Source organism: Mycolicibacterium arenosum (assembly GCF_024320865.1).
Classification (GTDB): domain Bacteria; phylum Actinomycetota; class Actinomycetes; order Mycobacteriales; family Mycobacteriaceae; genus Mycobacterium; species Mycobacterium arenosum.
Map to the genome: position 1 here is coordinate 46674 of NZ_JANDBD010000005.1, position 13864 is coordinate 60537.

14 protein-coding genes are annotated in these 13864 nt (G+C 68.9%); 6 read left to right on the top strand and 8 right to left on the bottom strand.

Translation table 11 applies throughout. The features are described 5' to 3' along the window. Positions 1–11: 11 nt before the first annotated feature. Genes NM203_RS13475 through NM203_RS13490 form a run of 4 tightly spaced genes read right to left on the bottom strand, consistent with a single transcriptional unit; the run spans position 12 to position 4253 of the window. Positions 12–971, bottom strand: a complete 960-nt coding sequence (locus NM203_RS13475; RefSeq protein ID WP_255060482.1) for an acyl-CoA dehydrogenase family protein — start codon at positions 969–971, stop codon at positions 12–14. Then, positions 971–2161, bottom strand: coding sequence for an acyl-CoA dehydrogenase family protein (locus NM203_RS13480; RefSeq protein ID WP_255060483.1), 1191 nt, complete (start codon positions 2159–2161; stop codon positions 971–973). The genes NM203_RS13475 and NM203_RS13480 overlap by 1 nt, the downstream gene beginning before the upstream one ends. Then, complete coding sequence (locus tag NM203_RS13485; protein ID WP_255060484.1) at positions 2158–3087, bottom strand: acyl-CoA dehydrogenase family protein; 930 nt, start codon at positions 3085–3087, stop codon at positions 2158–2160. Before NM203_RS13485 ends, NM203_RS13480 begins: the two co-directional genes overlap by 4 nt. Continuing rightward, positions 3084–4253: an acyl-CoA dehydrogenase family protein gene (locus tag NM203_RS13490; RefSeq protein WP_255060485.1), complete on the bottom strand. Its 1170-nt coding sequence runs from the start codon at positions 4251–4253 to the stop codon at positions 3084–3086. Before NM203_RS13490 ends, NM203_RS13485 begins: the two co-directional genes overlap by 4 nt. A 46-nt stretch (positions 4254–4299) precedes the next feature. Between NM203_RS13490 and NM203_RS13495 the strand changes: the two genes are divergently transcribed. Then, entirely contained in the window at positions 4300–5076 is a 777-nt protein-coding gene (locus NM203_RS13495; protein ID WP_255060486.1) for a FadR/GntR family transcriptional regulator, read from the top strand. A gap of 8 nt (positions 5077–5084) precedes the next feature. Here the strand turns inward: NM203_RS13495 and NM203_RS13500 are convergent, their stop codons facing one another. The 3 genes from NM203_RS13500 to NM203_RS13510 are packed head-to-tail and all read right to left on the bottom strand — an operon-like array spanning position 5085 to position 7745. Next, positions 5085–5387 carry a hypothetical protein gene (locus tag NM203_RS13500; RefSeq protein ID WP_255060488.1) on the bottom strand — a complete coding sequence of 101 codons (303 nt, stop codon included), beginning with the start codon at positions 5385–5387 and terminating at the stop codon, positions 5085–5087. Continuing rightward, on the bottom strand, positions 5384–6898 hold the full coding sequence (locus tag NM203_RS13505) for a class I adenylate-forming enzyme family protein (protein WP_255060489.1): 1515 nt from the start codon (positions 6896–6898) through the stop codon (positions 5384–5386). Before NM203_RS13505 ends, NM203_RS13500 begins: the two co-directional genes overlap by 4 nt. A gap of 10 nt (positions 6899–6908) precedes the next feature. Further along, the gene (locus NM203_RS13510; protein ID WP_255060490.1) at positions 6909–7745 is read right to left on the bottom strand and encodes an SDR family oxidoreductase; all 837 of its coding nucleotides are present in this window, start codon (positions 7743–7745) and stop codon (positions 6909–6911) included. A gap of 217 nt (positions 7746–7962) precedes the next feature. Between NM203_RS13510 and NM203_RS13515 the strand changes: the two genes are divergently transcribed. Genes NM203_RS13515 through NM203_RS13530 form a run of 4 tightly spaced genes read left to right on the top strand, consistent with a single transcriptional unit; the run spans position 7963 to position 11999 of the window. Beyond that, positions 7963–9552, top strand: coding sequence for a methylmalonyl-CoA mutase family protein (locus NM203_RS13515; RefSeq protein WP_255060491.1), 1590 nt, complete (start codon positions 7963–7965; stop codon positions 9550–9552). Positions 9553–9586: 34 nt separating this feature from the next. Continuing rightward, positions 9587–9994, top strand: a complete 408-nt coding sequence (locus NM203_RS13520; protein WP_255060841.1) for a cobalamin B12-binding domain-containing protein — start codon at positions 9587–9589, stop codon at positions 9992–9994. Beyond that, a complete protein-coding gene (locus NM203_RS13525; RefSeq protein ID WP_255060493.1) occupies positions 9991–10947 on the top strand; it encodes an LLM class F420-dependent oxidoreductase in 957 nt (318 codons plus the stop codon). The genes NM203_RS13520 and NM203_RS13525 overlap by 4 nt, the downstream gene beginning before the upstream one ends. Further along, entirely contained in the window at positions 10944–11999 is a 1056-nt protein-coding gene (locus NM203_RS13530) for a CaiB/BaiF CoA transferase family protein (RefSeq protein WP_255060494.1), read from the top strand. Before NM203_RS13525 ends, NM203_RS13530 begins: the two co-directional genes overlap by 4 nt. On the opposite strand, the gene NM203_RS13535 is transcribed toward NM203_RS13530, so the two are convergent. After that, positions 11983–12291: a 2Fe-2S iron-sulfur cluster-binding protein gene (locus tag NM203_RS13535; protein ID WP_255060495.1), complete on the bottom strand. Its 309-nt coding sequence runs from the start codon at positions 12289–12291 to the stop codon at positions 11983–11985. The two genes, NM203_RS13530 and NM203_RS13535, sit on opposite strands and share 17 nt — an antisense overlap. 138 nt (positions 12292–12429) lie before the next feature. Between NM203_RS13535 and NM203_RS13540 the strand changes: the two genes are divergently transcribed. Continuing rightward, complete coding sequence (locus NM203_RS13540) at positions 12430–13845, top strand: class I adenylate-forming enzyme family protein (protein ID WP_255060496.1); 1416 nt, start codon at positions 12430–12432, stop codon at positions 13843–13845. Positions 13846–13864 lie beyond the last annotated feature (19 nt).

The window sequence follows — 13864 nt, forward strand, 5'->3', positions numbered from 1 at the left end:
GGCGAGAACCCTCAGCCGTAGCGCATCGCCACTGTCCGGCGGTGCGCTATCGGCGTTCCGAACAGTGAGCGGTTCAGCGTGGCCCGTTTCAAGTACACGTGAACCCCGCTCTCCCAGGTGTATCCGATGCCGCCGTGCAACTGCATCGCCTTCCCGACGACGTCCACGGCTGCGGCGGTGGCATACGACTTGGCCATCGCCGCAGACGTGGCCGCATCCTCTCCCGCCGCGACGTCGGCCACCGCGGCGTCGACCAGTTGCCGCGCCACCGAGGTGTGCACCAGCATGTCGGCACACGCGTGCTTCACCGCCTGAAACGACCCGATGGGCCGGTCGAACTGGTGGCGTACCTTCACGTAATCGACTGTGGCGGTGAGCATCGCCTCGGCCACGCCCAGGCTGTCGCAGGCGATCGCCACGGCGGCGCGTTCGAGCAGTCGCTCGCCGTCGATCGGCAGCGTCCACGCCTGTGTTGCGGGCACGCCTTCGGCGGTCACCTCCGCCAGCGCGCGGGTGGCGTCGAGCACCGGCTGAGGGGTAACGGTCAGGCCTTGACATTTCACGATCGCGGGCGGTCCGGAGTCGGCCAGCAGCACGATCACCTCGGCGTCGGCGGCATCGGGCACGAACGTCGCCCGGCCCGACACGACACCGTCGCGCAGTGAGAAACCGGTGGCGAAAGCGGCTTTCGCGCCCGCGGCGATGCGCTCGAGGAGTTCGTCGCGGGCGGCGTTGGCGGGCAGTGCCGTCAACGCCGCGACGGCGAGCGCGGTACCGAGGTAGCCGCCGCCCGACGCGGCCCGGCCCAACTCCTCGAGCACGACGGCGGTTTCCGCGAACGACACGCCGGCGCCGCCGAGTTCGTCGGGCACCTCCAGCCCCGGCCAGCCGGCCTCGACGAGGCGCGACCAGTCCGACTCCCGGCTCAGCACCTCCCGCGCGGACGCGCGGAGTTCGTCACGAAGGTCCATCACGCGCTCGCCGGTTCCCGCGGCAGGCCGAGGCCGCGCTCGCCGATGATGGTGCGCTGGACCTCGCTGGCCCCACCGGGAATGGTCCACTCCCACGATCCGATGAAGTCCAGCACCCAGGCACCCGACTCCCAGCCGCTCGACATCGGCTTGCTCAGCACGGTGTGTGCCGGAAGCCCGGCCACATCGGCCCCGAAGTCGGTCATCCGCTGCAGCAGTTCGCTGTAGAAGAGCTTCACGATCGACGGGTCGGCCGGACCGACGGCGCCGGCGTCGTGCCCCTCGACGACGCTGCGGCACAGCCCACGCAGCCCGGTGAGCTCGATCTCGAGCTGTGCCAACCGGTCCCGGACGACCGCGTCGTCGAGCGGGCGATTGCCGTCGGCGTCGCGCGTCGCGCACAGCTCGACCAGCCACCGGAAGCCGGCGTTGCCGAGGCGTTCGGCGAGCTCGAGCATCGTCATACCGCGCTCGGCCCCCAGCGTCGACTGCGCGACCTGCCAGCCGGCGTTCTCGGCACCGATCAGGTTCTCGGCCGGGATCTCGACGTCGTTGAGGAACACCTCGCAGAAGTGCGAGTCGCCGACGGCGTTGCGGATCGGTCGCACATCGATACCCGGCGCGGACATGTCCATGAGGAAGTACGAGATACCCTTGCGCTTCGGCGCTTTCGGGTCGGTGCGTGCCAGCAGGAGACACCAGTCGGCATGCGCGCCGCCGCTGGCCCACAGCTTCTGACCGTTGACGATGAAGGTGTCGCCGGCCCGGCGCGCCGTGGTGCGCAGCGAGGCGAGGTCGGAGCCGGCTTCCGGCTCGGAGAACCCCTGCACCCAGATCTCGCCGTCCAGGATCGCGGGCAGGTGCCGTTGCCGCTGTGCGTCCGTGCCCGCCGCGAGCAGCGTCGAGGCCGCGTGGTGAATACCCACGAACGCCAACACGAGTCGGGGCGCGTCGGCCGCGGCGAGCTCCTGGTAGAGCACGATCTGCTCGGCCACCGACATGCCGCCGCCCCACTCGGCGGGCCAGTGCGGAACGGCGAAGCCCGCGGTGTGCAGTTCGGCGAACCACTGCTTCTGGAACGTGACGAACTCGGCGTCGCCGACGCCGGTCTGTGACGCACGCCAGTCGGCCGGGACGTGGTCGGCACACCATCGCCGGACGTCGGTGCGGAAGTCGTCGAGTTCGGTCACGACACCGTCTCGCCGCTGAACAAGCCCCTCAGTCCGGTTCTGCCGACCCTGCGGGTCAACGCGTCGCGGGTGGCGGACAGCCCGAAGGGCAAGCGGCGCAACGGCTGACTGTACCGGGACAGCCACGACAGCGTCGTCTCGTCGCAGAACCCGACCGCGCCGTGCAGCTGATGGGTCACGCGGAATACCACCTCGGCCGCCTCCAGGGCGGCCAGCCGCAGCGCGAGCGCGTCCTCGACGGCGTCGGTGTTGCGCCTGTCGACGCTCCACAGCGCGTGCTTGGCGAGCACCTCCAGGCCCGCACGCTCGACCTCGCCGTCGGTCAGCTGGAACTGCACGCTCTGGAAGCCCGATAGCGGCTGCCCGAACTGGTGTCGGGACTGCACGTGCGCGACCGTGAGATCCAGTGCCCGGTCCAGCATTCCGAGCAGCGTCCAGCAGGGCAGCACCAGGGCGAGGGCGATGTCATCGGCACCGCCGTCGTGGTCTGTGGGCGCGAGTTCGAGCTCAGCGACGAACGCGGGGTCGGTGCCGCGCAGTCCGGCCACGGTGCTGCGCCTGCCGTCCAGGGTCACCGTCGCCCACGTCCCGTCGACGCCGCGGATGGCCGCCGCCGGGCGCACCTCCGAGACCACGACGAGCCCGTCGGCGTCGGCGGGTCGGGCCAGCCGCTCGGCAACGGGGTAGGGGAGCGCCCAGTACCCGGCACTGCGGCACAGTGCGGCCGCCGCCTCCAGCGAGTCGGTGTCGTCGCGCGGGTCGAGGTCCCAGGCTCCGAGTTCGGCCAACACGCCGTCGGTGAGGGCGCCCCTGGTGGCGGGATCGGCCTCGGCCCGCTGAACGAGGTCGTCACCGCCGGCGGCTTCGAACGCCCGCAGTGCCTGCTGGCCGAATTCCGTTGCTTCACTGGACAGGTCGGTGATCATCGCTTAGACCCCAGCATCGCTCGCGACAACAGGATGCGCTGCATCTCGATGCTTCCCGAGGACACCGTCGCCGCCTGCGAGTACCGCCAGTGATCCTCCACTTCGCGGCGGAACAGCGTTGCGCCCCCGGCGTTATCGTCACTGATCTCGGCCGCGAGTTCCATCAGCACCTCGGCGCTGTCCTGGTCGAGCTTGGTGACGGCGATCCGGTACGCGGCGACATCGGTGGGCGTCACGCGACCCTCGCTCTGTAACGACACCAGCCGGTAGGCGAGTAGCCGGGCGCGCCGGCAGTGCGTCAGCATGCGCGCCCACCGGCCGCGCAGCTCGGCGGGCAGCACGTCCCAGCGGTCGCCCAGCACGCGAGGAGCCATGTGCAGCAGACGATCACACCGCGCGTACCGCGCGATGCCGAGGCGTTCGAACGACAGCACATCGGCCACGATCGACCACCCGTCGTCGACGGTTCCCAGCACATCGGCCTCGGTCACCCGGAGATCGTCGAAGAACACCTCGTTGAGGTGGTGGGGGCCCAACATGGCGCGGATGGGGCGCACGGTGATCGCGGGATCCGACATCGGCACCAGGAAGATCGTCAGGCCCTGTTGTTTCCTGGTGGCCGCGCCCTCGCCCACCTTGGTCGTGCGCGCCAACAGGAAGCACCACTGCGCCATGGTCGCGTACGACGTCCAGATCTTCTGGCCGTTGATCCGCCAGCCGTTGCCGTCGCGGGTCGCCGTGGTGCGCAAGGAGGCGAGGTCGGAACCGGCTTCCGGCTCGCTGAATCCCTGGCACCAGATGACCTCACCGCGGGCGATCGGCGGCAGGTGGGTGCGCTGCTGCTCTGGCGTGCCGTGCCGCATGATCGTCGGGCCGACCCAGTTGACCCCCATGTACTGGGCACCGCGCGGTTCGTGGTGTGCCCACATCTCCTCGCGGACCACCGTCTGCTCCCAGACCGATGAGCCGCGGCCACCGAACTCCCGCGGCCACGACATGCACAGCAGCCCCTCGTCGGCGAGGAGTCGGCAGAACGACTGCGCGAGTTCCAGATCGGCCGGATTGTCGGTGAAGGCGCCGAGGAAGTCATCGGGAACGTGTGTCGCCACCAGGCCGCGCAGTTGCTTGCGCAGCGCCTCGGCGTCCCCGCCCATGTCGAAGTCCACGGTTGGATCCTAGGGCAATCCTTATAAGGATTGCTAGTATTCCCCTATGACAGCGGGCGGGCGCACGCCGCAGCGCAGAATCGCGGAGACGGTCGCGGCGACGCTGCGCGCCCGGATCCTGTCCGAACGCGCAGGTGAACGGCTGCCGACGCAGGATCAGCTGGTGCGCGAGTTCGGCGTCAGCTACCCGTCGGTGCGGGAGGCGCTGCGGATCCTCGAAACCGAGGGATTGGTGACGGTCCGGCGCGGCAGCGTCGGTGGCGCGGAGGTGCATCGGCCGGACCGGGCGTCGGGGGCGTACCACCTGGGCCTGGTGCTGCAGGGGTCCGGCGTCGTTCTCGGAGACCTCGCCGAGGCGCTGCTGACGCTCGAGCCGCTGTGTGCCGGTGAGGTCGCGCGTCGCACCGACCGGGCGGCGGCCGTCGTGCCGGTGCTGACGGCCAACGTCGACGCGTCAGCCGAGGTGGTCGCCGACGGCGTCGAGTTCACCCGCATCGCCCGCGAGTTCCACGATCTGGTGGTCGGATTCACGCCCAACGACACCATCCGGCACGTCGTGCGCAGTCTGGTGGCGTTGTGGTCGGCGCAGGAGCGGCAGTGGGCCGCCGTGGTGACGCGCCGCGGAGAGTACCCGTCGCCCGCCGAGGCGCGAGGGGCGGTGAAGACGCACCGGCGGCTCGTCGACGAGATCGCCGCGGGCAACGCCGACGAGGTTCAGCGGCTGTCGCGCAAGCACCTCGCCGCGACGCAAGCCGTGCTGCTCGACCGGTTCACCGACGACGTCGTCAACGCCGAACCCGCCCGCTCGGCCCGCACCGGGTAGGCGCGGGTTCAGTCGCTGGCGGGCAGCGGCTTCGCTTCCTTGATCTCCAGGGGTGTGGTGCCGACGGACAGCGAGCCCTTGCCGGCCTTGGTGACCAGGACTTCGGCGCCGGCGTCGTCGACGTAGCGCTTGCCCATCAGGGTGCCGGCGGCGAACGCGTCGTCCAGCGACAGGCTCTCGTCGACGGGGTCGCCGATGGGCACGGCGGGGGCACCGCCGATGCGTAGGTCGTCGAGCGCGTCGGAGGCACGCACGACGATGACCTGGGTGTCGCAGACCTGGCTCTGCAGGCGGGTGCCGTTCTTGATCATGCCGACTCCTTCTCATTGAGTTCGTTCACGAGTTCGCGGCGCAGCACCTTGCCGGTCGCGTTGGTGGGCAGTTCGGCGCGGAACACCACCCGGTCGGGGGTGCGCGACCCTCGCAGCTGTCCGCGCACGAAGCCGCGCAGGTCCTCCGGGTCGGGGGTCGCGTCGGGGGCGGGGACGACGACGGCGACGATGATCTGTCCCCATTCGGGATCGTCAGCACCGACGACGGCGCAGTCGTGCACGTGCGGGTGTTCGACCAGGACGTCCTCGATCTCGGCGGGGGCGATGTTCTCCCCGCCGCGGATGATGGTGTCATCGGAGCGGCCGCCGATGAACAGGTAGCCGTCGGCGTCGAGGTAGGCCACGTCCTTGGTCGGGAACCAGCCGTGGGCGTCGAGGACCGAGCCGATGCCGGTGTAGCGGCCCGACACCTGCTCGCCGCGTACGTACAGCTCGCCGGGCTCGTCCGGGCCGAGCACCGAACCGTCCTCACCGCGGACCTGCACTTCGATGGCGGGAACCGGTTGGCCCACCGACCCGAGGCGGCGGGCGACGGCGGGATCGCCCGATTCCCCCGCGGCCAGCGCGACCCGGTGGTCATCGGGGCCGAGCACGGCGATCGTGGAGCTGGTCTCGGTCAGGCCGTAGGCGTTGACGAACCCGACCTCGGGCAGCAGCTGCAGCGCCTTGCGCACCAGCGGCAGGGCGACCTTGGAGCCGCCGTAGGCCAGCGTGCGCAGGGTGGGCAGCGAGGTGTCCGCGCTCTCGAGTGCGCTCACGATCCGATCGAGCATGGTCGGGACCACGGTCGCCGAGGTGACCGCTTCGGCGTCGACGAGCCGCACCCACTCGGTGGCGTCGAAGGCGGTGAGGTACACCATCTTGCGGCCCGCGTACAGGTTGGACAGCGCCGCCGACACCCCGGCGATGTGATAGGGCGGCACGCAGATCAACGCGGCGTCGCCGGGTTGGGCGGAGTCGAACTCGACGGTGCCGGTGATGTAGCTGGTCAGGTTGTTGTGGGTCAGCTCAACGGCTTTCGGGGCCGACGTGGTACCCGAGGTGAACAGCACCACCGCCACCGCATCCGGGTCGGCGAATTCGGCAGCGGGTTCGCTGGTTCGGGCGGCGGCCAGGAACTCCGCCGACGACATGACGGTCTTCCCGGCATCACCGACGGCGTCGCGGTACTCGTCGTCGACGATCACCAGCGGCTCGGGTAGCCGCCCGATCAGCGTGCGCAACCCGTCGGCCGAGAGGCGGTAGTTCAGGGGTGTCACCGGTACCGCGGCCCGTGCCGAGGCGAACAGCAGCAGCGGCAGCATCGCCCCACCGGCACCCACGTAGGCCACGTGCCGGGCACCCGAGGCGGCGATCACCCCGGCGCCACCATCGGCCAGGGTGTTCAATTCTTCTACGGACAAGCGCAATTCGCCCGACACCAGCGCGGCCTCACCGGTGATCGCCAGCGCCGTTCCCTGGGCCATCTCCAACAGCAACGAAATGCTCATGATTGTCCGCTCATACCTTGTCGACGAAGATATCCCACATCGGATTGTCGCCGCCGCCGTAGCGGGACAGATCGGTGACACCGATGTCGGCGAGGACGTCGGAGTCGATGTAGCACTTGCCGTTGGCCTCGGCCGCCGGCCTGGTCAGGATCGCCGCCGCGGCGTCGGCCATGATGTCGGTGCTTCGGGAGCGCGCGACGAGTTCATCGCCGGAGGCCAGATTGGTCACCGCGGACGTCGCGATGTACGTCTCCGGCCACAGGCAGCTGAACCCGATTCCCGCGTCGGCGTATTCGGCGGCCCAACCCAGCGACAGCAGAGTCATGCCGTACTTCGACACCGTGTACGCCGGGTGCGCGCCCAGCCAGTGGGGGTTCATGTTCAGCGGCGGCGCCAGCGTGACGACGTGCGCGTGGGCCGACTTTCGAAGATGCGGCAGGCTGGCCTTCGTCAGCAGAAACGTGCCGCGCACGTTGATGTCCATCATCAGGTCGTACTTCTTCGCCGACAGCTTCTCGGTCGGGTCGGTGGCGATGGCGCTCGCGTTGTTGATGACGATGTCGATGCCGCCGAAGCGCTCGACCGCGGCGTCGACGGCGCGCTGGACGTCCTCCTCGTTGCGGACATCGCCCACCACGGCGAGGCCCTTCCCGCCCGCGGCCTCCACGTCGGCGACGGCGGTGTGCACGGTGCCCGGCAGCTTCGGGTGCGGCTCGCTGGTCTTCGCCAGCAACACCACGTTGGCGCCGAGCTTGGCCGCCCCCAGGCCGATGGCGAGGCCGATGCCTCGACTGCCACCGGACACGACCACGGTGCGGTCGGCCAGTGATTGCTGCGGGTTGGTCATACGGCTCCTCGGTCGGTGGCTACTGATGGTAGCCGAACGGTAGTGACGTTCTCATTTTTCGCAAGTGTCATGCTCCCACGGTGCGCCACGGTCCTGGAGTGGGGGAATGGCGAGTACGCCGGTCTTGCCGCTGACGTGCCGATCGATGGCTTACTCGCGACACATTTCCGCCACGCGGTATTGGCATTCTCTTTTTCTGCAAGTAGGTTATCCCCTGATGAGTGAGAACGTCCTACCCCGGTTTGAGACGCCGTCCGGCATCCCGCTGGAGCCGGTGTACGGCCCCGACGACCGGTCCGGCGACCCGCCGCCGCCCGGCGAGTACCCCTTCACCCGCGGAAACTTCGCATCGGGCTATCGCGGCAAGACGTGGACGTTCCGTCAGTATTCGGGGTTCGGCACGGCCGAGGAGAGCAATCGCCGCTACCGGTATCTGCTCGACCAGGGCGGCACCGGACTCTCCGTCGCGCTCGATCTGCCAACGCAGTGCGGCTACGACTCCGACGACGCCGAGTACGGCGAGGAGGTCGGCAGGGTCGGGGTCGCCGTCGACACGCTGGCCGACGCGGAGGTGCTGTTCGACGGCATCCCGCTGGACAAGATCAGCACCAGCTTCACCATCAACGGCACGGCCGCGATCCTGCTGGCGTTCTACGTCGCCGCGGCGGAGAAGAAGGGCGTGCCGCGGGAGAAGCTCACCGGCACCATTCAGAACGACATCCTCAAGGAGTACGCGTCGCGCGGGACGTGGATCTGGCCGCCCGAGCCGTCGCTGCGCCTGATCGCCGACACCATCGAGTTCTGCGCTGCGGAGGTGCCGAGGTTCAATGCGATCTCGGTGGCGGGCGCGCACTTCCGCGACGCGGGTGCCAACGCGGTGCAGGAGATGGCGTTCACGCTGGCCGACGGAGTGACCTACTGCGACACGGTCATCGAGCGCGGCCGCATGACGATCGACAAGTTCGCCCCGCAGATCTCCTTCTTCTTCTACACGCACGGCGACTTCTTCGAGGAGATCGCGAAGTACCGCGCGGGACGGCGTCGGTGGGCCACCATCGTGCGCGAGCGGTACGGCGCCACCAGCGACAAGGCGTCGATGTTCCGCTTCGGCTGCGTGTCCGGCGGCGCGTCCCTGTACGCCCCGCAGGCACAGAACAACCTGGTGCGCGTCGCCTACGAGTCGCTCGCCTCGGTACTCGGTGGCGTGCAGTCGATGTTCACCGCGGCATGGGACGAGCCGTTCGCCCTGCCCAGTGAGGAGTCCGCGACGCTCGCGCTGCGAACCCAGCAGATCCTGGCCTACGAGACCGGTGTCACCAAAGTGGCCGACCCGCTTGGTGGTTCGTACTTCGTCGAGGCGCTCACGGATGCCACCGAGGAGAAGATCATCGAGATCATGCGCGATCTCGAAGAGCACGGCGGCATGGTGCGCTGCATCGAGGACGGCTACCTGCAGGGGCTGATCGCCGACGAGGCGTTCAAGATCCACTACGAGGTCGAGTCGGGCGAGCGGCCCGTCGTGGGCGTCAACAAGTTCGTCGTCGACGAGCCGCCACCCGACCTCGCGACCTACGAGCTCGACGCCGAGGGCCGCGATCTGCAGCTCAAGCGACTGGCGAAGGTGAAGGCCGAGCGCAGTGGCACCGCCGTCGCGGAAGCACTGGGAGCGCTGTCGAAAGCGGCGGAAGGGGACGACAACCTGATGCACCGGCTCATCGACTGCGCGAACGCGTATTGCACTGTGGGGGAGATGGTCTCCACGTTGAAGGCGGTCTGGGGCGAGTTCCAGCAACCGGTGGTCTTCTGATGAGCGCTTGCGCGAAGAAGAGAGGGCACTGCTGATGGCCACCCGGGTACTCGTCGCCAAGCCCGGTCTCGACGGCCACGACCGCGGCGCGAAGATCGTCGCGCGCACCCTGCGGGACGCCGGCTTCGAGGTCATCTACACCGGAATCCGGCAGCGGATCGAGGACATCGTGTCCATCGCCCTGCAGGAAGACGTTGCCCTGGTGGGCCTTTCGATCCTGTCCGGTGCGCACGTCGCGCTGACCACCCGCACGGTGGACGCGTTGCGCGCCGCCGACGCCGGCGACATCGCGGTGGTCGTGGGCGGCACCATTCCGGAATCCGACGTGCAGAAGCTGCTCGACGCCGGTGCGGCCGCGGTGTTCCCGACGGGCACCTCGCTGGACACGCTGGTGAAGGACGTCCGGGCCTTGACCGAGAACGCAGAGGAGTCCGCCTCGTGAGACTTGGCGTGATGATCGGGGCCGAACGCGGTGACATGACGCGCAAGGTCGCCAAGCTGGTGTCCGACATCGAATGGGCCGAGGGCGCGGGGCTCGACACCGCGTGGATGCCTCAGGTACCAGACGACTTCGACTGCCTGACCATGGTGGCGCTGATGGCCGCCCGCACCTCGCGCATCGAGTTGGGCACCGCCGTCGTCCCCCTTCAGGCCCAACATCCGATCGCCCTTGCGCGACAGGCACTGTCGGTGCACGCGATGGCCGAGGGGCGGCTCGCGCTCGGTGTCGGTCCGTCGCACCACTGGATCGTGCGGGACATGCTCGGCCTGCCGTACGACAAACCGGCCGCGTACACCCGCGACTACCTCGAGGTGCTGAACGCGGCGATCGCGGGACCGGGTCCGGTGGACGTGGTCAACGACTCGTTCACCGTCCACAACCCGACCGCGCTCGCGGCGCAGACGCCGATGCCGGTGCTGGTGGCGGCGCTCGGTCCGGTGATGCTGCAGATCGCCGGTGCCCACGCGGACGGCACCGTGCTGTGGATGGCCGATGAGAAGGCGATCGGCGACCACATCGCGCCGAAGATCAACAGGGCCGCCGCCGAGGCGGGCCGGGCGGCACCGCGGATCGTCGCGGGAATCCCGGTGTGCCTGTGCGCCAATTCGGAGATCGACGCGGCGAAGGACCGGGCGAATCGCATTCTCGCCGAGGCCGAGACGTCGCCCAACTACCAGAAGCTGCTCGATCGCGGCGACGCGCGCAGCGTGGGTGACCTGTGTGCAGCCGGCGACGAGGAGTCGATTCTCAAGCGCTTCAAGCAGTTCGCCGACGCGGGCGTCACCGACCTGTCGGTCCGACTGCTGCCGATCGGCGACACCCGTGACGAGTTGATCGCGTCGAAGTACCGGACGCGTGAGGTGATCGCCGAACTCGCCAAGCAGGTGCAGTGACCGAGGGCCCCCTGGCGGGGATCCGCATTCTCGAGGTCGGCGTCATGCTCGCCGGGCCCTACGCGACCATGCTGCTCGCGGACCTCGGCGCCGAGGTCATCAAGATCGAACCGCCGGCTGGGGAGATCTCCCGCCAGGTCAGCGACAGTTACTTCGCGAGCCTGAACCGCAACAAGCGCAGCGTTCGGCTGGACCTGAGCTCCGACGAGGGGAGCCGCCGTCTCGGTGAGCTCGCCGCGGATTCCCATGCGCTGCTCGTCAACATGAAGCCGTCGGTGATCCGCAAGCTGGGCCTGACCTACGAGAATCTGCGGCGCTTCAACGAGAAGATCGTGTGCGTCGCGTTGACCGGCTACGGCCTCGACGGCGGCGACGACCCGGCGTTCGACTACGTCGTGCAGGCCGCGACGGGGGTCGCCGCCATGACCGGTGACCCCGCCGGCCCACCGACGCTGCCGGGTTACAGCTCCGCGGACAACTCGACCGGGCTCACGGCGGCTCTCGGGCTGCTGGCCCAGATCGTGTCGGGCCGTGGCGGCCAGGTCGACGTATCGCTGCGGGACGTGATGTTGTCTCAGCTCAACTACCGGGCGTCGGCCTATCTCAACGACGGCGCCGCACCGCAGCGCTACCCGTTCGGCGCGCATTCGTACTACGTTCCGGCGCAGCTGTTTCCGACTGCCGACGGCTACCTCGCGCTGTTCATCACGCACGACGGCTTCTGGAAGTCGTTCTCCGGCGAGGCGGGTATCGGCGGGTTCGAGAAGATGGCCGAGCGCGCGGAGCGACGCGATGAGGTGCTGAACCTGGTGACCGCCGTGCTCGCCACCGACACCGCCAAGAACTGGGAGGCCCGGCTGCGTCCGCTCGGTATCCCGGCGGCAGCGGTGCGCTCGCTACCCGAGGCGCTGGAGGAGACCCCGGAGGTCGTCGTCACGGCGGGCGATCAGAAGCTCATCGGCAGCCCGATCAAGGTCGCGGGTTACGTGCCGGAGTACCGGCCCGCGCCGGTGCTCGACGAGTACTCGGCCGGGCTCACTCGTCGTAGCTGACCTCGATGTCGGTGGTGTCGGGGATCGCCTGGCAGGTCAGCACGTACCCCTCCTCGACCTCGTCCTCGTCGAGGGCGTCGTTGACCCGCATGGTGGCGTGCCCGTCGATGATCTTGGCCATGCAGGTGCCGCAGTTGCCCGCCTCGCAGGAGAACGGCGGGCCCATGCCGGCCCGCCGGGCGGACTCGAGCAGTGTCTCGCCGGCCTTCATCGAGACCGTCGCGGTCTTGCGGTCGAGGATGATCTTCACCTCGCCCGCGGCGTCGCCGGACGGTACGGGGTCTGCGGTCATCGGGCTACTCCTGGGCTCGCGCTCGGATATGAACGTTCTGTCCACATGAGAATACTATTCTCCATAAATGATAGGCTATTCTCAACTCTGTTCTTCGGCATCGAGACGATCGTATGACCAGCCAGGAGGGGTCGACACGTGACTGATCGCGTCTGCCTCGCCTACGCCGATCGCGAGTTCACGACGACCGACCTGGAGTGTCTCACCAACGGCACGGCCGAGGTCCTCGAGAGCCGTGGCGTGCGGGCCGGTGACCGCGTCGCGCTGATGTCGTCCAATCGACCCGAGTTCGTCTTCGCCCTTCGCGGCGCATGGGCCCTCGGAGCGTCCGTCGTACTGCTCAGCCCGGCGTGGAAGCGCGCCGAAGTGGACCACGCCCTCGCGGTCACCGGGGCGAAGCACGCGGTCGGCGACCATCCCGTGCTCGCCGAAGCGCTGCCGATGCTGCACCTCGACGAGGCCGTCGCGCCGAGCGACCGCACCTTCCCGGCGCTCGATCCGGACACGGACGCGCTGTTCGTGTTCAGCTCCGGCACCACGGGATTGCCGAAGGCCGCGCGGCACACCCACCGGGCGTTCGCCGTCGCGATCACCCACTGGCGGGCGGCGCTCGGACTCGGGCCCGACGACCGGATGCAGATCATGACGCCGCCGTCGCACATCCTCGGTCTGCTCAACATCGCCACGGCACTGGATGCAGGCGCCTGGATCCGGCTGCACCCCCGCTTCGACGTCGACACGATGCTGGCGCACATCCAGTCCGATCGCATCACCGTCGAGATGGCCGTCGCCCCCATCGCTCTGGCGTTCGCGGCGCACCCGCGGATCGAGTCCTACGACCTGTCCTCGCTGCGTTACGTCATGTGGTGTGCCACGCCGGTGACGAAGAGCGTGGCCGACGAGGTGACGGCGCGCGTGGGTATCCGCTGGATCACCGCTTACGGCGCAACCGAATTCCCCGTCATCTCGTCTAACCCGCTGGACGACGCGCGGCTCGACACCGTGGGCAGGCCCGTGCCGGGGGTCGAGATGCGGATCGTGTCGGTCGACGACGGTGCGGTGCTGGGGACCGGGCAGGACGGTGAGATCCAGGTGCGGTCGGCGTCGGTCATGGCGGGTTACCTACCGGAGGACGCGACCGCGTCGGCGTTCGCCGACGGGTGGTATCGCACGGGTGACATCGGGAATCTCGATGCCGACGGCTATCTGCGCATCACCGATCGCGCCAAGGAGATGATCAAGGTTCGCGGCTTCCAGGTGGCGCCAGCCGAAGTCGAGTCCGTGCTGCACGGACACTCCGCCGTCGGGGACTGCGCGGTGTTCGGCGTGCCCGATCCGGCTGACGGCGAGGCCATCGTCGCCGCGGTGGCGCGGACCGGTGCGGTCGAGGAGTCGGAACTGATCACGCTGATCGGCGACAGGTTGGCGTCGTACAAGCGGCCCCGACGGGTCGTGTTCGTCGAGGAGATTCCTCGACTTCCCTCCGGAAAGGTGTTGCGGAGAGTGTTGAAGGAGCGAGTGATGAGCGCTTGCGCGAAGAACAGAGAACTCTGATGAGCGCTTGCGCGAAGGA

Bases quoted from the DNA above. Each gene is read 5' to 3' on its own strand.
- NM203_RS13535 (WP_255060495.1), bottom strand. From the start codon at position 12,291: ATGACCGCAGACCCCGTACCGTCCGGCGACGCCGCGGGCGAGGTGAAG.
- NM203_RS13510 (WP_255060490.1), bottom strand. From the start codon at position 7,745: ATGACCAACCCGCAGCAATCACTGGCCGACCGCACCGTGGTCGTGTCC.
- NM203_RS13505 (WP_255060489.1), bottom strand. From the start codon at position 6,898: ATGAGCATTTCGTTGCTGTTGGAGATGGCCCAGGGAACGGCGCTGGCG.
- NM203_RS13475 (WP_255060482.1), bottom strand. From the start codon at position 971: ATGGACCTTCGTGACGAACTCCGCGCGTCCGCGCGGGAGGTGCTGAGC.
- NM203_RS13515 (WP_255060491.1), top strand. From the start codon at position 7,963: ATGAGTGAGAACGTCCTACCCCGGTTTGAGACGCCGTCCGGCATCCCG.
- NM203_RS13500 (WP_255060488.1), bottom strand. From the start codon at position 5,387: ATGATCAAGAACGGCACCCGCCTGCAGAGCCAGGTCTGCGACACCCAG.
- NM203_RS13495 (WP_255060486.1), top strand. From the start codon at position 4,300: ATGACAGCGGGCGGGCGCACGCCGCAGCGCAGAATCGCGGAGACGGTC.
- NM203_RS13485 (WP_255060484.1), bottom strand. From the start codon at position 3,087: ATGATCACCGACCTGTCCAGTGAAGCAACGGAATTCGGCCAGCAGGCA.
- NM203_RS13520 (WP_255060841.1), top strand. From the start codon at position 9,587: ATGGCCACCCGGGTACTCGTCGCCAAGCCCGGTCTCGACGGCCACGAC.